Source organism: Miltoncostaea oceani (genome assembly GCF_018141545.1).
Taxonomy (GTDB): Bacteria; Actinomycetota; Thermoleophilia; order Miltoncostaeales; family Miltoncostaeaceae; genus Miltoncostaea; species Miltoncostaea oceani.
In genome coordinates this window covers 3,358,848-3,377,811 of the sequence record NZ_CP064356.1, presented here as the reverse complement: position 1 = coordinate 3,377,811, position 18,964 = coordinate 3,358,848, and the positions used below count along the sequence as shown (strand labels likewise).

At 67.0% G+C, this 18,964-nt stretch carries 9 protein-coding genes and 1 pseudogene; 7 read left to right on the top strand and 3 right to left on the bottom strand.

Annotated features, from left to right (window positions below):
• Positions 1–2: 2 nt before the first annotated feature.
• The 6 genes from IU369_RS17230 to IU369_RS17205 all read left to right on the top strand — a co-directional run bounded on the left by IU369_RS17230 (position 3) and on the right by IU369_RS17205 (position 13,224).
• Positions 3–3,173: an Eco57I restriction-modification methylase domain-containing protein gene (locus tag IU369_RS17230; protein WP_217922215.1), complete on the top strand. Its 3,171-nt coding sequence runs from the start codon at positions 3–5 to the stop codon at positions 3,171–3,173.
• Complete coding sequence (locus tag IU369_RS17225; RefSeq protein WP_217922214.1) at positions 3,170–6,358, top strand: Eco57I restriction-modification methylase domain-containing protein; 3,189 nt, start codon at positions 3,170–3,172, stop codon at positions 6,356–6,358. The genes IU369_RS17230 and IU369_RS17225 overlap by 4 nt, the downstream gene beginning before the upstream one ends.
• Positions 6,355–8,700: a BREX-1 system phosphatase PglZ type B gene (pglZ, locus tag IU369_RS17220; protein ID WP_217922213.1), complete on the top strand. Its 2,346-nt coding sequence runs from the start codon at positions 6,355–6,357 to the stop codon at positions 8,698–8,700. Before IU369_RS17225 ends, pglZ begins: the two co-directional genes overlap by 4 nt.
• On the top strand, positions 8,697–11,159 hold the full coding sequence (gene brxL, locus IU369_RS17215) for a BREX system Lon protease-like protein BrxL (RefSeq protein WP_217922212.1): 2,463 nt from the start codon (positions 8,697–8,699) through the stop codon (positions 11,157–11,159). The genes pglZ and brxL overlap by 4 nt, the downstream gene beginning before the upstream one ends.
• Position 11,160: 1 nt before the next feature.
• Positions 11,161–12,726, top strand: a complete 1,566-nt coding sequence (locus IU369_RS17210) for a hypothetical protein (RefSeq protein WP_217922211.1) — start codon at positions 11,161–11,163, stop codon at positions 12,724–12,726.
• 303 nt (positions 12,727–13,029) lie between these two features.
• On the top strand, positions 13,030–13,224 hold the full coding sequence (locus tag IU369_RS17205; protein ID WP_217922210.1) for a hypothetical protein: 195 nt from the start codon (positions 13,030–13,032) through the stop codon (positions 13,222–13,224).
• A 51-nt stretch (positions 13,225–13,275) separates the two neighbouring features.
• Here IU369_RS17205 and IU369_RS17200 read toward each other — a convergent pair whose 3' ends face one another.
• The 3 genes and pseudogenes from IU369_RS17200 to IU369_RS17185 form a co-directional block, all read right to left on the bottom strand.
• On the bottom strand, positions 13,276–15,615 hold the full coding sequence (locus IU369_RS17200) for a DUF262 domain-containing protein (protein WP_217922209.1): 2,340 nt from the start codon (positions 15,613–15,615) through the stop codon (positions 13,276–13,278).
• Positions 15,616–15,657: 42 nt separating this feature from the next.
• Positions 15,658–17,464, bottom strand: a pseudogene (locus IU369_RS23770) (ABC transporter ATP-binding protein).
• 8 nt (positions 17,465–17,472) lie between these two features.
• Entirely contained in the window at positions 17,473–18,480 is a 1,008-nt protein-coding gene (locus IU369_RS17185) for an aldo/keto reductase (RefSeq protein ID WP_217922206.1), read from the bottom strand.
• Positions 18,481–18,534: 54 nt separating this feature from the next.
• Between IU369_RS17185 and IU369_RS17180 the strand changes: the two genes are divergently transcribed.
• The gene (locus tag IU369_RS17180) at positions 18,535–18,963 is read left to right on the top strand and encodes a DUF6636 domain-containing protein (RefSeq protein WP_217922205.1); all 429 of its coding nucleotides are present in this window, start codon (positions 18,535–18,537) and stop codon (positions 18,961–18,963) included.
• Position 18,964 lies beyond the last annotated feature (1 nt).

Sequence of the window (18,964 nt, the reverse complement as noted above, 5' to 3'; positions counted from 1 at the left end):
CCGTGAGGGCTCTCTCGTCACCGTTGCGTCGGCAGCTCGAGTCGGCGGTGTTGGCGGCGCGCCGCGCCGCTGAGGCCGGGTCGCGGGCTGCCCTTGATGGCCTGAGCGTCTTCGAGCGCGATCGCCCGGCTCACCTGAGCGAAGAGCAGGCTGCCCTTCGGATCGGCCTGCGCCAGAAGTGGCGTCAGTTGGGCGGCGGGGATGAGGGCCGGCCGTTGCTCGTCGCAGAATGCGCCTACGAGCAGTGGCATCGCCTCCTGTTCGCGCGCTTCCTGGCTGAGAATGGCCTGCTGCTGCACCCTGAGTACAAGGCTCGGCTGACCCTCGCCGAGTGCGAGGAGCTCGCACCTAGCCTCGGTGAGCCCGATGGCTGGGCGGTTGCGGCCCGCTTTGCCGCGGAGATTCTGCCGGGCATCTTTCGCCTCGATGACCCGTGTGTACGCCTTCGCTTGGCGCCTGAGGGCCGGTTTGCCCTCGAGCAGATCCTCGAGGGTCTGCCATCGGAGGTCTTTGGCGCTGATGACTCCCTCGGCTGGGTCTACCAGTTCTGGCAGAAGGACAAAAAGGACGAGATCAACGCTTCTGAGCGCAAGATCGGCGGCGCCGATCTGGGGCCGGTCACCCAGTTATTCACCGAGAACTACATGGTCCGGTTCCTGTTGGAGAACTCACTCGGGGCCTGGTGGGCGGCCCGCCACCCCGACAGTCCCTTAATCGCCGGCTTCGAGTATCTGCGTTTCGACGACGATGGCGCTCCGGCGGCCGGCTCGTTCGACGGCTGGCCCAAACGGGTCGCCGAGGTCACGGTGATGGACCCGTGCTGTGGCTCAGGGCACTTCCTGGTCGAGGCCTTTTCGATGCTCTGGCAGATGCGCGTCGAGGAGGAGGGCCTCGACCCGGTCGAGGCCCAGGACGCGGTCCTTCGCGACAACCTGTTCGGCCTCGAGATCGACCCGCGGTGTGTCGAGATCGCCATGTTCGCCGTCGCCCTCAAGGCCTGGAAGGACGGCGGCGGCTGGCGCCAGCTGCCGGTCCCGAACATCGCCTGCTCGGGGATCCCCGTCAAAGCGCCCGTGGAGGAGTGGAAAGCTCTGGCCGAAGGGGACCAGCGGCTGGAGGCGGCGCTTGAGCGTTTGCACCATCTGTTCCTCAATGCCGACACCCTCGGGAGCCTGATCGATCCACGAAGAGTCGCATTACCAGGCAATGGCCAACTCGAACTAACTGGAATCGAGTTCGAGCAGGTTGAACTGATGCTGAGAGACGCTACCGCTGGCGAGCCACCAGAGTCCTCGGCGCGGGCGCTCGGCTATCAAGCAGCAGACCTCGTGCGATGCAACGCCCTCCTGACGCGCTCTTATACCTTGGCTGTGACCAACGTGCCGTACCTAAAGAGGGGGTCGCAGAGGCTCCTCCTTCAGGAGTTTGTCGAGGTCTGGCACTCATATGCCAGAGCCGATCTCGCCACGGTCTTTATGGATCGGATGGCTCGACGACTTGCCGATACAGTCGCGGCCGTAACGCCTCAAAGTTGGACGTACCAGGCCTACTACTCCGACTTTCGACGCCACCTACTAGAGAACTTCGGCTTGAAGGCCGTCGTCATTCTTGGACCCGGAGCCTTCGGCTCCGTGTCTGGTGAGGTCGTCAACGTCGCTCTAACGATTTACTCCGCTGAGACGCCACGTCGGTTTGCAGGCATCGACGTTTCGCGTGCCCCTTCTCCCAGTGAGAAGGCCAGTGGAATCCGGTCAGAACCGGCGTACCTGTACGAGCAATCGGCACAACAGAAGCATCCCAACGGCATCATCGTACTCGACCCCTCCTGGGATCAAATGTCGATGATCGCGGACTTCGCCCAGGCGTATATAGGTCTTCATATGGCCGACAACGCCAGGTTCCGCAGGGGGTTCTGGGAAGTCTCAAGCTCCAGCCTCGGCGATCGTTGGCGGTATATCCAGTCGACAGTCGAGACGCACAGCCGGTACGGTGGGCGCTCCGGCGTGGCTTACTGGGCGGATGACGGCGCTTATCACCTCGCCAACCCGGCCGCTCGCATCCAGGGTCGCGCCGCCTGGGGTAGGCAGGGTGTTCTGATTTCGTTGATGGGCGAGCTGCGCGCCTCGATATACGACGGCGAGTTGTTCGACAATAACACGGCCGCACTGATCCCAAACGACGCGGCCGATTTGGGCGCGCTCTGGGCGTACTGCAGTTCGGGAGAATTTAACGCAAAGGTTCGGCTCGTCGACCGAAGTCTCAAGGTGACAAACTCATCGCTGACGAAAGTGCCTTTCGATCGCGAGAGGTGGCGGGGTGTGTCGGAGGCGCCGGTGCGGGTCTCCCTCTCCGACGACCCCACACAGTGGCTTTTCAAGGGCCGCCCCGAGGGATCGGCCTCGCCGCTGCAGGTGGCCGTCGGCCGCTTGGTCGGCTACCGCTGGCCTGAGCAGCCGGAATCGGACGACCTCGATCGCTTCGCCGACAGCGATGGGATCGTCTGTCTGCCGGCGGTGGCCGGTGAGGCGCCGGCGGCGGACCGCCTCCAACAGCTGCTGGCGGCGGCCTTCGGCGCGGACTGGTTGGCGGCGAAGGCGCGTGCGCTGTTGGAGCAAGCCGGCTCGAAGAGGAAGAACCTCGCAGATTGGCTGCGGGATGATTTCTTCAAGCAACACTGCGCGTTGTTCGGCAACCGTCCTTTCGTCTGGCACATCTGGGATGGCCGACCGGACGGCTTCTCGGCGCTCGTGAACTATCACCGTCTCGATCGGCGGATGCTGGAGCGTCTCGCCTACACCTACCTCGGCCAGGACTGGATGGAGCGGGTGCACGCTGAGGTGCGCGAGGAGGTCGCCGGCGCCGATGAGCGTCTGGCCGCCGCCCAGGGCCTGCAGCGTCGACTCGAGTTGATCCTCGAGGGCGAGGACCCCTATGACGTCTACGTGCGCTGGAAGTCCCTGCACGAGCAGCCGATCGGGTGGGAACCCGACCTCAACGACGGCGTCCGCCTCAACATCCGGCCGTTCATGAGGGCTGACGTCCTGCGCACCCGACCCAACATCCACTGGCGCAAGGACCGCGGCAAGAACCCCGACGGCTCAGAGCGCCACAACGACCTACACCTGAGCCTGGCGGAGAAGCGCGACGCGCGACAGCGGGCGGAGGAGCCGTGAGGGCTCTCTCGTCACCGTTGCGTCGGCAGCTCGAGTCGGCGGTGTTGGCGGCGCGCCGCGCCGCTGAGGCCGGGTCGCGGGCTGCCCTTGATGGCCTGAGCGTCTTCGAGCGCGATCGCCCGGCTCACCTGAGCGAAGAGCAGGCTGCCCTTCGGATCGGCCTGCGCCAGAAGTGGCGTCAGTTGGGCGGCGGGGATGAGGGCCGGCCGTTGCTCGTCGCAGAATGCGCCTACGAGCAGTGGCATCGCCTCCTGTTCGCGCGCTTCCTGGCTGAGAATGGCCTGCTGCTGCACCCTGAGTACAAGGCTCGGCTGACCCTCGCCGAGTGCGAGGAGCTCGCACCTAGCCTCGGTGAGCCCGATGGCTGGGCGGTTGCGGCCCGCTTTGCCGCGGAGATTCTGCCGGGCATCTTTCGCCTCGATGACCCGTGTGTACGCCTTCGCTTGGCGCCTGAGGGCCGGTTTGCCCTCGAGCAGATCCTCGAGGGTCTGCCATCGGAGGTCTTTGGCGCTGATGACTCCCTCGGCTGGGTCTACCAGTTCTGGCAGAAGGACAAAAAGGACGAGATCAACGCTTCTGAGCGCAAGATCGGCGGCGCCGATCTGGGGCCGGTCACCCAGTTATTCACCGAGAACTACATGGTCCGGTTCCTGTTGGAGAACTCACTCGGGGCCTGGTGGGCGGCCCGCCACCCCGACAGTCCCTTAATCGCCGGCTTCGAGTATCTGCGTTTCGACGACGATGGCGCTCCGGCGGCCGGCTCGTTCGACGGCTGGCCCAAACGGGTCGCCGAGGTCACGGTGATGGACCCGTGCTGTGGCTCAGGGCACTTCCTGGTCGAGGCCTTTTCGATGCTCTGGCAGATGCGCGTCGAGGAGGAGGGCCTCGACCCGGTCGAGGCCCAGGACGCGGTCCTTCGCGACAACCTGTTCGGCCTCGAGATCGACCCGCGGTGTGTCGAGATCGCCATGTTCGCCGTCGCCCTCAAGGCCTGGAAGGACGGCGGCGGCTGGCGCCAGCTGCCGGTCCCGAACATCGCCTGCTCGGGGATCCCCGTCAAAGCGCCCGTGGAGGAGTGGAAAGCTCTGGCCGAAGGGGACCAGCGGCTGGAAGACGCTCTCGTACGCCTCCATGGACTTTTTCGCGATGCCGACACGCTCGGGAGCCTGATCGATCCACAGCGAACCATCTGCACGGACGCTCACCAAGACTCGTTCTATGACGTGCAATGGGATGTGGTGCCTCAGCTATTGGCGACCGCGGCAAGCCAGGAGGAGCTTGATCCTGGCACTGCAGTGATAGGTGGAGACGCGACCGCATTGGCCAGGGCTGCTGTGTACTTGGCGCGCCGCTATACGCTGGTCGCTACGAACGTGCCGTACCTGCAGAAGGCCCGCCAAGCAACGTCCCTTCGCCGCTTCATTGAGAACAACCACTGGACTGCGCGCGAAGACCTAGCGACAGCCTTTATTGACCGAAGCCTTAGTCTGTTGACCAAGAACGGCGTCCATGTCGTTGTCTGTCCCCGATCTTGGTTTCTGCTCGGACGCTACCGCGAATTCCGCGAAGAACTCCTACGCAGTCACTCACTTCTCAACTGCACTCACCTTGGCGCACGAGCTTTTGAGGGGGTAGGCGGTGAGGTGGTTAACGTTGGCCTCGCCGTCGTCCAAGAGGCCAAAACCACCCTTGCTGGTCGGGTTCGGGGTTACGACGTCAGTTCACTACATTCGCCAGCCGAAAAGGCCGTCGGGCTGAGGATCATCGAGCAGCTGGAGTGCTCCGTGGGCGACATACTTAACAACCCAGATGCGCGAATGCTGCTCACCTTTTCGGGAGGCGGATCGCTGCTGTCCGAGCACGCGGACGCCCTCGGCGGCATCACCACGGGCGACTCACCCCGGTTCCGCGCCTTCTTCTGGGAGATTCTTGTGCCAAATGGCTCCTGGGTACCTCAGCAGGGGCCGCCCGACCGCACGGGCGCGTACCGAGGACGCGAACATGTCCTGCGATGGGAGTTGGGCACTGGAGCCTTGTCGAAAGCAGCCCTGGCGGGGGCGACGATCGCCGGCCGGGGCGCCTGGAACCGGTCCGGCGTCGCCGTCCGATACACCGGCGACCTTCCGGTGACGCTATACGAGGGGCAACTCTTCGAAAACGTCATCGCGGTCATTGTCCCTCGGGACTCCGCGATCGTTCCGGCCATATGGCACTTCTGCTCATCTAGGGAGTACTCGGCTCGAGTGCGGGAGATTGACCATAAGATCGGCGTTACGGCGAATACTCTGGCGAAGGTGCCCTTCGACGTTGACCATTGGCGCAAGGTCGCTGAGGAGGCGGGTCCTCTACCTGAGCCTTTCTCCGACGACCCCACCCAGTGGCTCTTCCAGGGGCGCCCGGAGGTCTCGACTTCGCCGCTGCAGGTCGGGGTCGGCCGCTTGGTCGGGTATCGCTGGCCTGAGCAGCCGGAATCCGACGACCTCGATCCCCTCGCCGATAGCGACGGGATCGTCTGTCTGCCGGCGGTGGCCGGTGAGGCGCCGGCGGCGGACCGTCTCCAGCAGCTTTTGGGGGCGGCCTTCGGCGAGGATTGGTCGGCGGCGAAGGCGCGTGAGCTGTTGGAGCAGGCCGGCTCCAAGAAGAAGAGCCTTGTCGATTGGCTTCGCGATGAGTTCTTCAAGCAGCACTGCGCCTTGTTCGGCAGTCGTCCCTTTGTCTGGCACATCTGGGATGGCCGACCGGACGGCTTCTCGGCGCTGGTGAACTACCACCGTCTCGACCGGCGGATGCTCGAGCGCCTCACCTACACCTACTTGGGTCAGGATTGGATGGAGCGGGTGCGCGCCGAGGTGCGGGAGGAAGTTGCCGGCGCGGACGAGCGCCTGGCCGCCGCTCAGGGCCTGCAACGTCGCCTCGAGCTGATCCTCGAAGGCGAGGATCCCTACGACATCTACGTGCGCTGGAAGGACCTCCATGAGCAGCCGGTCGGGTGGGAGCCTGACCTCAACGACGGTGTGCGCCTCAACGTTCGGCCGTTCGTGACGGCCGGCGTGCTGCGCGCCCCCTTCAACGTCAAGTGGGGCAAGGACCGCGGCAAGAACCCCGATGGCTCGGAGCGCCACAACGACCTGCACTTGAGCTTGGCGGACAAGCGCGAGGCCCGACACCGGGTGGGGACGTTGTGAGCGAGACCGTGCTCGACCGCCTCGAGATGAGGATCCGCTCGGCCCTCGACTACGACAAGAACGTACGCGTCGCGCCCGTTGCCCTGCTCTGGCCGGACGAGGCCCGGCAGTGGGAGCCGGTCATCGACCTTCTGGCCGAACGTCTTCCGATCGTGGCTCTGGGCGAGTACTCGCCGGACGGGAACGAGGCACCGCCGCGCGGGCCGGCGTACTGGGTGCGCTGCGCGGTGGCTCGCACCCTCGAGGTCGGACTGCACGCGGAGGAGGTTCCGGTCGTCTATCTCCCAGGGGTCGCGCGCAGTGCTCTGCGAGCCATCGACGAGTGCCCCGCCGAGCTCGCCCCGATCGCTGAGCTGCAGTACCGCAGCCAGTGGTTCTCCCATCCGAATACTCGCGACTGGTCGGCTCGCGGTCTGCTCGCGAATCACGACCGTGGCCTCGGTCTGCCAATCGCGGAGGACAGCGAGTCGGAGAGGGCGCTTCTTGCGGCGCTTCGACCGTTGCTGGACCGAGACATGGAAAGGTTGGAGAAGTTCGCGCTCCTCGACGCGGACTTCTTTCGGGAGCTGGTCAATCCGGACCCGATCCGGAGCCTCCTGGCGTGGCTCGACGACCCCACACGCACGCGCGACGAGTTCGACGACAACCGCTGGATAGCGTTCGTTCAGCAGAGCAAGACCGACTTCGGCTTCGACCCGAGGGTGGATGGCGAGATCACCGGGGCGCGGAAGCTCGCAGCTCGCCAGGGGAAGTGGGCTGCCGTCTGGCAGGCGTTCGCCGACGCGCCTGAACGATACCCAGGCATCCCGGGCCAACTGCGAAGGGCGCGCCCCGAGGAGCAGCTGGAACTCGGGCCCGTGGACCGGTCGGAGGTCTGGCCGCAGGACAACGAGGTCGGGGAAGCGCAGCTCCGGAACCTCTTGCTCGACTTTGCGTCGTTGACCCCCGAGGGGGCACGCAAGGAGGCCGAACGCCTCGACGCCGAGCATTCGTGGCGCCGCCGGACCGTCTGGGCTGAACTGGACGAGGCGCCGCTCGCCTTCGCGCTGGAGCAGCTCGTCGCTCTGGCGGAGGTCACTGCTCGGCCGCTGGCCGAAACCACCCTCGACTCCTTGGTTGCCGACTATGTGGAGCGCGGCTGGCGTGCCGATGACGCAGCCCTGCGCGCCCTTGGCCTCGTCGAGTCGGGGCCCGATCGCGCCGCCGTCGCGGCTGCCGTCAGCGCCATCTACCGCTGGTGGCTCGACGCCGGCGCGAGAGCCCTGCAGACGATCGTCGGTCCGATGGCGGACTCCGACAGCTACCGGTTGGGGGCGCAGGCCTCCACGGCAGCCGGCACCGTCAGCGTGTTCGTCGATGGTCTGCGACTCGATATCGCCCAGCGCCTGGTGGAGCAACTCGCCGACGGCGGTCGTGACGTCGAGCTGACGACGTCCCTTGCCGCGCTCCCGACCGTCACCGAGACGGCAAAAGCAGCCCTCGTCCCGGTGCCCGCGGGGTCATTGGCCGCAGGCGAGGACCTCGGGGCGGCGCGGGCGTCGAGCGGCGCCAAGGCGTCGAAGGCTGTACTCGAATCGCTGGCGCGGGAGAGCGGCGTGCAATGGATGTCTGCCATCGAAACCGGCGATCCGTCGGGGGCAGGCTGGACGGAGGCCGGGCAGATCGACCATCTCGGCCACGAAGCCGGCGCGCCGTTGATCGATGACGTCGACGACGAAGTCGCCAAGATCGCTCGGCGGGTCGCGCAACTACTCGACGCAGGCTGGCAGCAGGTCGAGGTCATCACCGATCACGGGTGGATACTCCTGCCGGGAGGAATGGAGAAGGTGGACGTCCCCGTCGCGACGGCGACGAAGAAGAAGGGGAGGTGCGCACGTCTCAAGGACGGCGCTTCGGTCAATGTCCCTACCGTGCCGTGGTACTGGGACCGGGATGTTCGCATCGCGATCGCGCCCGGCGTCACCTGCTTCGAGGCCAGCAAGGAGTACGAGCACGGTGGCGTCAGCCCGCAGGAGTGCATAGTGCCTCGCCTGTTGGTCAGGAGCGGTGGGGCGCTGGCGGCGGACGCGGCGCCCACCATCACGACGCTCAAGTGGCTCGGCTTGCTCTGCCGGATCGAGTTCGCGGGACCGCAGGGCCAGATCCTCGCCGATCTCCGCGCGCTGCCGGGCGACCCCGGGACGAGCATCGCCGAAGAGGCGAAAGAGACCCTCGGTGCCGGCAAGGTGTCGCTCGTGGTCCCGGATGAGGACCTCGAGGGCGAGAAGGCGTACCTAGTCCTCGTAGCTCCGGACGGCCAGATCCTGGTGCAGCGCGAGGTCGTCGTGGGGAGGAACCGGTGAGCGCGCTCGACGACCTCGATCGCCTGGCGGCGGAGGCCTTCGAGGGCTACCTCGTGCGAAAGGACCTCGCGCAGCAGTTCCGCGGCCAGTACCCGGTCCCCACGTACGTCGGAGAGTTCCTCCTCGGTCGCTACTGCGCGACGACGGATCCCGACGAGATCGCCGAGGGCCTCGCCATCGTCGAGCGGTCGATGAAGGAACGGACTGTGCGGCCCGGCGAGGAGGAGCTCTTCAAGTCGCGGGCGCGCGAGAAGGGGCGGGTCAAGATCATCGACCTGCTCCGCGCGCGGCTCGACGCCAAGTCGGACGCCTACAAGGCCGAGCTGCCGAGTCTGCAGCTCAGCGACATCCACATCGGCGACGACCTCGTCAACGAGCACGATCGAATGCTCACCGGTGGCTTCTACGCCGAGGTGACGCTCGAGTACATCGCCGCACTCGGGCGCGACTCGGGGGGCCAGCCATTCCGGGTCGACTCGGTGCGGCCGATCCAGATGTCGACGCGCGATGCGCTCGACACACTGATCGCGGGACGCGAGCGCTTCACGCTCGAGCGGTGGCGCGGGCTCCTGCTTCGCAGTGTCGGCTTCGAGCCCTCCCGCTTCTCGCGGCGAGAGCAGGACGTGCTGATCGCCCGGATGCTCCCGTTCGTCGTGCCGAACTACAACGCGGTTGAGCTGGGGCCTCGCGGGACCGGCAAGTCGCATCTCTTCCAGCAGGTCTCGCCGTACGCCCACCTCGTGTCGGGCGGCAAGGCGACCATCGCCAACATGTTCGTCAACAACGCGACGGGCCGGCGAGGTCTGGTTGCCCAGTACGACGTCGTCTGCTTCGACGAGGTCTCCGGCGTCTCCTTCGACACGAAGGAGGGCGTCAACATCCTGAAGGGCTACATGGAGTCGGGCGAGTTCAGCCGCGGCAAGGAGAGCATCCGCGCCGACGGCGGGGTCGTCATGGTCGGCAACTTCGATGTGGACGTCGCGGAGCAGTTGCGGCGCGGCCACCTCTTCGGGCCGATGCCGAAAGAGATGCGCGACGACACCGCCTTCCACGATCGCATCCATGCATACCTGCCGGGATGGGACGTCCCAAAGCTCGACCCGTCCTACTTCAGCACCCACTTCGGTTTCGTCAGCGACTTCCTCGCCGAGTGTTGGAGCCAGATGCGACGGACGTCGCGCCTCGACGCCGTGCAAGGTCGTCTGGAGTGGGGAAGACAACTCAGCGGGCGCGATCGAAAGGCCGCGAACAACACCGTCAACGGACTCCTCAAGCTCCTCTGGCCGAATCCTGAGCAGGAGATCCCCGACGAGGCGATCGCGTGGTCGGCTGAGCTGGCGCTCGAGATGCGGCGGCGGGTGAAGGAGCAGCAGGCCTTCATCGGCGCGGGCGAGTTCGGGAACGTCGACCTGAGCTACCGGGTGGGCGATGCGCCGGAGCGGATCGTCTACTGCGACGAGTCGGTCAAGCATCACCGGGATCGCGACAGCGTCGGCGGCAAGCGAGGGCAAACAACGAGTGGTGAGCGCATTCCCGAACCCGACCCCGCTGAGGTCGAGTCGTCGCGCGGAACGAAAGCGACCAGGTACTCGGTCGGCGACAAGATCGCCGGCAGGTTCGAGATCCTCAGCGTGCTTGGGGAAGGCGGCTTCTCCAAGGTCTACCGTGTGCTCGACGATGTCGAGATGGAAGAGCGGGCTCTCAAGCTCTTCGACAACGCATACGGCTACGAGGCGGTGAGACGCGAGATCGCGGCTCTGCGGAAGGTCCGCCACCCCAACGTCGTCGAGGTGTTCTGGGCTGGAAGGAGCGACACCGGCGACTGGTATCTGATCACCGAGTACATCGAAGGCGAGTCGCTCGCCGACTACGCGGGAGGCGGGAAGCACCTGCGCGATCGCGAGGCGATCGACGTCGCCCTCGATGTGCTCGATGCCCTTGTCGCAATCCATCCCGACTCGGTCCGCCTGGAGCAGCTCGACCGCAAGAACCGAGAAAGCGAGCTGAGCGAAGCCGAGTACGACGAGTGGATGGATCTGCAGGACAAGGGGCTCGTTCACCGCGACATCAAGCCCCTCAACGTCATCCTCACGCGCACCGGCGCCAAGCTCCTCGACTTCAACATCGCATCACGGGTGGGCGACCCCGTCCACACCCAGTCGGGCACGCCGCCCTACCAGGCGCCCGACGCCGACCTCACGCGATGGGACGTCTCGACCGACCTCTTCGCGGTGGGCGTGATGCTCTACGAGCTGCTCTGCAACGGCACCCACCCGTATCCCAACGGGCGGCCCGCCGGCCACTCGCTGATCGACCCGCGCACCATTCGGACCGATCTACCGTCTGACCTCGCCGCCTTCCTGATGAAGGCGTGCGCGCCCGAGCGCGATGAGCGCTTCCAGACGGCGGCGGAGATGCGAGAGGCGCTGGTCGCCGCACGCGGGAGCCGGGGGGGCTGAAATGGCAATCGACATCGCCGTCACCCTCTCCGTTCGCGATCACAGCACGGACAACCCCGCCTCGTTGGTCGATATAGCGGGCGCCGCTGGGCAATGGGCGGAGCTCGAGATCTCTCCCGAGGAGCTCGTTCATGGAGGCAACTGGTCGGAGGTAGGCCGCAAACGAGCGCAGATCGTTGCCGAGAAGATCGATCTGGGCGGCGACGACGCGTGGGCGTGGCGGATGCAGTTCGCGCACGCCGACGGGAAGGACCCGAGTGTCCTCTGGGTTGTCGAAATAGAGGCCCTGGAGGACCCGAACGCCGCCGACACTGCCGTATCGGTCACGCTCGGCCGAGAGCGACGCGACCAGCGCGTCCGACTCTTCAGGACCGACACTCCGATGCCACCCGGGGTGACCAGGGCGATTGTCGAAGCCAGCGGGCTGGAATGCCTCGACGGCGAGACGCCCCTCTCTGGCAGTCCGTCCACTCTGGCGCGGTCGGGCGTCGACGACTTCGCGTCACAGCTGCTGTTCGCGCGGGATCGCCGTTTGCCGGTGATCGGGATAAGCCACCGACCTTCGGGTGAACCGTTCCTTTCGGCGGAGCGACTCGCGCGCGCCCTCGCGGGCATGGCGCACGTGTGGCTCATTCCCCCAGAGACGACCTGGGCGCTCAGCGCACTGCTACCCGAGAGGCTGGGCGTCTACAACGGGGCGGTGCGCATCTGGTGGCCGGGCTTCCGTTCCGGCGACACACCTCGCCAGCACGCTCTCCTCCTCCCGGGTTCGAGTGAGCGGCCAGTCGAGGAGATCGTCGAGACGGTCACCGCAGCGGCGCGCGCGGGCCATCGCCCGCTCGGCGGCCTCGACAGATTGAGGATCGAGCTCCGTCGCCGCGAGTCGGACAGGGTCCTGGCGGAGCTGGGCGAGTTGAGGGCGAAAGCCGCAGCGGGCCAAATGACAGAGTCGATCGTTGACGCCTCGCTTATCGAAGACCTCGAGAGGAGTCTGCGGGCGGTTACCAACGATCGCGAGGCTGCGCTGGTCGACCTCGTCGAACTCGAGGCGGAGCTGTCCCAACGGGACGCCGAGGTCAAGCGCCTGGAATGGGACGTCCTCAGCCTGAAGGAGCGGCTACGGGGCGCAGGCCTCGCGGAGATAGACACCGAAGTCGGCGCGGAGCCCGCGGCTGCCTTCCTTGACGAGATCCGTGATGTCCATGCGATGTGGCTCGTCGATGATCGGACTCGCTTCCCACTGCAGCCAATGCGTCTGCATCCCGAGTTTCTCCAGGCGCTCGACCGCCTCGAGGGGATAGCCCGCCCGAAGGTCATCGAGGTCTGTGCGCAGGTGGCGTCCGGACGAGCGAAGGAGATCCCCGGTCGTGATCTTCATCAGCTGCGCGTGTCGAGGGGCGCGGGAGCCCCGCAGCGCGTTCGGAGCTTGGATGGGGCGAAGGCCTGGCGCTGCGCCCTGCAAAGGGAGACGCCGTCGGCGCGCCGGCTCCACTGGTGGGTCCTCGCTGATGGGACCATCGAGTTTGCACACGTCGGAGTCCATGACGACGAGCGATGTCCGGAGTGAGCGCGCATACCTTGCCCAAGCCAGTCCTGAGAAAGCGCTAGCCGGAGGTGGCCTACTACCTCAAACTCGTCGGCGCGAGCGACTATCCCCTCATGGCCCACTGCGACGTCTTCGAGGATCTGAAGGTCGAGCGCGACGAGTGCTGGTTCCCGAAGCACCGGTTCCCGTCACAGATACTGGATCGGGGACTGGCTCGTCTACTACGCCGTCGGCGGAACCAAGACCATCTTCGCGGTCGCTCGCATCACCGGTGACCCGAAGAAGGACGCGCGGTCCGGGGAGCGCTGGCCTCACGTCTGCGAAGTGCGCCTGGAGCCGTTGACGGTCGTGGCCGACTTGTCCTACGCCCCGAAGCTCATGGAGATCTCGTTTAGGCTTGCCGAGATCGAGCTGCGAGAGACCTCGCACCACGACATGGAGAAGGCAGAGTTCGAGGCCGCCGAAACGGCGCTGCGACGTGCCCGGATTCGCTACTCGGCAGCGCACCCGCGCGCCTGAGCGACCGGGCTGTTCGAATTACTTCGACTTCCGGCCGGTTGGGTTCTGACGTCAATCCATCGTCGGAAACCGGCGACCCCGCCCCGTGTAGTTGCGACGCGCAGCGCCAGGCCCGCGAACGGAGTCGTAAAGTTCGCGTGCCTGGGCGGCAGTGATCCCCGCCCTGGCCGCGATTCGCTCCCACCGGAGCGTCGCCTCCTCGCCTGAGATCAGTCGGCTCGCCGGCAAGCGCCCTTCTCGTGCTGCTACCACGTCTTGACCGGTCGGCTCCAGACGGATGTGGGGATAGACGCGGGGCTCCGCTGACAGCATTGCCAGGAACGGCGTCCAGCCAGATGGGAGGCCGACGGCATCGCTGAGGGCTCGACCTCGCAGCCGGGGCCCTTCGTGGTGCAGGCGGACCATCCGCTCTGCCGTCGCTGGGGAAACGGCAGATGCGGAAGAACGTGGCGCGGCAAGGAAGTCGGCTGGCGCGTCTGTCGCGGACTCCGCGCGAAGGTCCGCTTCGGCCAAGGCCATGCCATCCGTCGGGACCCGCGCGCCATGTCGAGCGATGACAGGCTGCACTGGCTCCTTGTCCGTCAGCCAGAGCAGATCGTCAGGGCCAGGCCAGGTGCGCCGAATCGCGTCGGCGAGCCACACCGACCGCTCGTCGATCTCGGCCTCCCCGAAGCCTCCTCCGTAGCGATCGACCAGATCGACGTTGAGGAAGAGCCGAGTGTGGGCGTTCAGCTCGCGCTGTTTGCGCTCCCAAGCGCTGTTCGAGAGCGCCGCGTTCAGTGGCATGCTCGTCAGGGTGAGGTTGCCAAGTCGATGAATCCGCGCTGAGCGCGCCGCGATCGCCTCGGTCTCATCAACGCCCTGGGGAAGGGGCCAATGCGCCTGCCAGCTCTGCGGCATTACATGCTCCAGCGAGAGGGCGCCGACGCCGAGCAGCTCCGTCTTGTCGCCGTGCATTGCCTCCTCGACGGCGCTCAGCGCCATCACGAGCCGCTTCTGAGCCACCAAGCCGTAGAGATTCTGCGAGACCAAGAAGGCGACGAGTTCGTCGTCGCTCGGCCACCGCGATGCCTGTCCCGCCGCTGCTCGCAGGTGCGCAACGATGACCTCGTCAGCCCGTTCAGGTGCAGCGGCGACCTTGGCGAGCAGCCGAGGGATCTCGCGGTTGTACGTCTGCGAGGTGAGGCGCATGAGCCCACGGCGGACCAGCCAGCTCTCAAGCGCTGCGAGGGCACGCCGGCGTCGCGACGGATCGATATCGCGCTGCCGAAAGAGGAGCAACGCGAGGGGCATGAGGGTGCTCGTGTCGAGCAGCTCTAGACGACCGAAGAATCGACCCTCGGGACTCGCTGGAGCGAAGTCATCGAAGCCGCGCATGATTCGTGCGTCCCGGCACAGCTCGTCGATGAGGGACCGGACGGCGATCGCAGCGCCATCCCCCAGGACGTCCTTTCGGAACACAGCGAAGAGTTCTGTTGCGGGGATCACCCGCTCGAGCTTCATCGCGAGCCAGTGCATGAGAAAGAGCTCGCCACGGGGCCGGCGCAGCCGCCCCTGGACGCGCTCTTGGCGCCAATAGTCGGCGTCGAGTTCGGGTCGCCAGCGCTGCTCGTAGAGGGTCTCGACCTCCTCGCCGTGGCGGGCCGCCGCGTGGAAGACCGCGTTCTTCACCAGGTCGAGGGCTAGAAGAGGAGTGCCCCGGGCGTTTAAGGTCTCGAAGATCACCTGGGCGTTGTCGCCCGCTTCGAGGGTTATCGATACGAGCCGCAGGAGATCCACCAAAGTGATCCGAAGGAGCAGGGCTCGCGCGCCGGACGAGCCCCCCTCATCGAGATCGCCCTGTGCACTCAACCATTCGGCGATGCGCTCCCGGAAGTACGCGTAGGCCTCATCGATGCGGTTATCGGGATCGTCCTCCCGATCCGGGGCCGGCCCGTTCGGCGCCATGACCGCGGCGAAGGCTGCGCGGTTGGCATTCGTCGGCCAGACCTTGAAGAGCTCGTCCCCCTTGGCCTTCTTCGGGTTGTTGCGAACCAAGTCGTCGAGCAGCTCCGCGTCGTCTTCGGCGCCAGCCTCGCGCAGAGCCGCTGCTGCGGCGGCAAGGAGGAGCTGAAGCGTGGTAAGGCGCTGCTGGCCGTCGATGACGGTGAAGACCGGGATCGCGCCCGGCACGAACACGTCGTCCTGCTCAAGGACGATCGCTCCGAGGAAGTGCGATGGCACGGGGCTGGTCGCCGCCTCGGCCTGGTGGTCGAGGAGGACGCAGATGTCCTCCCACAAAGGCTCCCACTGATCCTCACGGTCCCATACGTACGGCCGCTGAAACAGTGGGACGACGTACCGGACATCGCGTTCGAATAGCTCGTTCACGGTGTGGGTCGCTGGCTTCATCATCGCAAGGCTATCGCTGACGGCGCCCCTGTCAGTGCTCGCTCACGACGAGCTGATGCCGGCTCCCTCACCCGTCTGCACCCTCCACAGGGCCGCGTAGAGGCCGCCGACCCCGATCAGCTCGTCGTGGGTCCCGGCTTCCTTGACCTGACCGGCTTCGAGGACATGGATCCGGTCGGCGTGGCGGATCGTGCTCAGGCGGTGGGCGATGACGAGGGTGGTCCGGTTCCTCGACACCGTCTCCAGGCTGCGCTGGATCGCCGCTTCCGTCTCGTTGTCCACTGAGCTCGTCGCCTCGTCCAGGACGAGGATCGCCGGGTTCCTCACGATGGCCCTCGCGATGCTCAGCCGTTGCCGCTGGCCTCCGCTGAGCTTCTGGCCGCGTTCGCCGACGAGGGTGTCGTAGCCCTCCGGTAGCGCCGTGATGAAGTCGTGGGCCTCCGCCAGGCGTGCGGCCTCCTCGATCGCCTCGTCCGGGGCGTCCGGGTCGCCGTAGGCGATGTTCTCCCGGACGGTACCGTCGAAGAGGAAGACGTCCTGGCTCACCAGGCCGATCGCGCCCCGCAGATCGCCGAAGGTGAGCTCGCGGACGTCCACCCCGTCCACCGTGACGTGGCCGCTGCTCGGCTCGTAGAGCCGCAGCAGGAGCTTCACGATCGTGCTCTTGCCCGCACCGGTCAGGCCGACGACGGCGTGGGTCTCGCCGGCGGGGACGTCGATGTCCAGGCCGCGCAGCACCTCGGGGCCGGCGTTGTACGAGAAGCGGACGTCATCGAAGCGGACGGCGCCGGTGACGGGCCTCGGGAGGAGGCCCGAGCCCTCCACGATCTGCGGCTTCACGGCCAGGAGGTCGAGGATCCTGCGGGTGCTGGCCATCGCCCGCTGGTAGAGGTCGAAGGTCTCGCCCAGGCGGGTGAGCGGCCACAACAGGCGCTGCGTCATGAAGACCAGGACCGAGAAGAAGCCGACGGCGAGGTCACCCTCGAGGACGGCGTTGCCGCCCACGAGCAGGGTCAGGGTGAAGCCCGCGAGGATCGCCATCCGGATCAGGGGGGACGAAGGCACTGGAGAGGCGGATGGCGTCGGCGTTCGCCAGGCGGTAGCCGTCGGACTCGCCGGCGACCCGGGCGATCTCCCGATCCTCCGCCGTGAACGCCTTGATCGTCGCGATGCCGCCGATGTTGTTCGACAGCGTGCCGTTCAGGTGGCCGACCCTGGTGCGCACCTCCCGGTACTTCGGCTCCAGCAGCCGCTGGTACAGGAAGGACCCGAACACGATGATCGGGATCGGCGCGAACGCCACCAGGAACAGCGTCGGGCTGGCGACGAGGAAGATCGCCCCCACCAGGACGATGTTCACGACCACCTGGATGATCGCGGTGGCGCCGACGTCGAGGAACCGCTCCAGCTGGTTCACGTCGTCGTTCAGGACCGACATCAGGCCGCCGGTGCTCTGGTCCTCGAAGTACCCGAGCTCCAGCCGCTGCACGTGCGCGTACGTGTCCATCCGCGCCTCGTGCTCCACCGTCTGCGCCAGGTTCCGCCACGCGATCTGGTACCCCCACTCGGAGGCCGACTCGCCGATCCACACCGCCGCGTTCAGCAGGGCGAGGATCAGGAGCTGCTCCCAGCGCCCCTCCACCCCCGTCACGTCGGCGACGAACGAGTCGTTCTCGTTCACGATCACGTCGATCGCGACGCCGATCAGGATCTCCGGGAAGACGTCGAAGACCTTGTTGAGGATCGTCAGGAACGTCGCCCAGACGACCCGGCCACGGTGGCCGTCCGCGTACTGCCACAGGCGCTTCAGGGGGTGCCCGCCCGGCGGGGGAACGGGACGCGCGGACACCTCGGAGCTCACGGGCGGCTCGGCCCCCGGCCCGCGCCCGTCGCCGCGATCGCCGCGTCGATCTCGTCGAGGTCGGCGTCGGAGAGCGTGACGCCGCTCGCGCCCAGCCACCCCTCCACCTGCTCCGCGCTGCGCCCACCCACGATCGCGCCGGTCACGCCGTCGTGGGCGAGCACCCACGCGATCGCGACCTCACCCGTGCTGACGCCGTGGCGCTCGCCGATCGGCCGGAGCGCGTCGCGCAGGGCCAGGTTGGCGCTGAGGGCCGGCTCGGCGAACACGTCCGGCATGCCGTGGCGCCAGTCGTCCTCGTCGAGGTTCGCCATCCGCTCGTGGCTGAACCGCTCCGTCAGCAGCCCGGACATCATCGGGCTGTACGCGATCACGCCGGTTCCGTGCTCCCGGCACCACGGCAGCAGCTCCGCCGCGCGCCGCTCCACCGGGTTGAACATCGGCTGCAGCGAATCGACGTGGAGGATCGGCTCGCACCTCTCCAGCAGGGCGACGTCGAAGTTGGAGACACCCGCCCACCGCACCTTGCCCGCCTGGACGAGGTCGGCCATGACGCCCCAGCTCTCCTCGACCGGCGTGCCCGTGTTGTTGTCGGGCCAGTGGAACTGGTACAGGTCGATCTGGTCGACGCCGAGGCGGCGGAGGGAGTCGTCGCACTCGCGGCGGATCTCGTCGGGTCTCAGGTTCGGGCGGGGGACGCCGTCGGCCTGGTCCTGCCACACCATCCCGCACTTCGTGAACACCAGGGGCCGCTCGCCGACGCCCTCGAGGGCCTTCCGGACGACCTCCTCGGAGTGCCCGAGCCCGTAGACGGCGGCGGTGTCGATCCAGTTCACGCCGCCCTCCAACGCCCGGTGGATCGCGGCGACGGAGTCGCGGTCGTCCTGCGACCCCCAACCGAATGCCCAGTCACCACCACCGATCGCCCAGGCGCCGAAGCCGATCGTGGTGATCTCGGGGCCGTTCGCGCCGAGCCGTCGTGTGGGGTGCGTGTGCGTGGGCATCGGGCGAGTCTACGAGGGTGCCGTGCGGGTCGCCCCGGTGGCAGAATGGCGCGCATGAACCGACGACTGGTCCTCGCCCTGGTCCTCGCCACCGCCGGCCTCATGGTCTGGAGCGCGAGCGCCGTCGCCCTCACCCGGTTCGCCACGCCGAGCCGCAACATCGGCTGCATCGGCGACCGCACCGAGATGCGCTGCGACATCCGCGAGACCTCCGCCACCCCGCCGCCGAAGCCACGGTCGTGCCGGTTCGACTGGGGCACCGCCTACGTCATCACCCCGACCGCGGGGAAGGGCCGGGGCCTCTGCGCGAGCGACACCGCGCTGCCATCGCCGGGTGAGCGGATCCGGATCCTGCAGTACGGCCAGAAGATCCGGCTCGGCAACGGCGCCATCGTCTGCGCGTCCCGCCGCACCGGCCTCACCTGCGTCAACCGCGCGGGACACGGCTTCCGCCTCTCCCGGTCGGTGATCCGCCTCTTCTAGC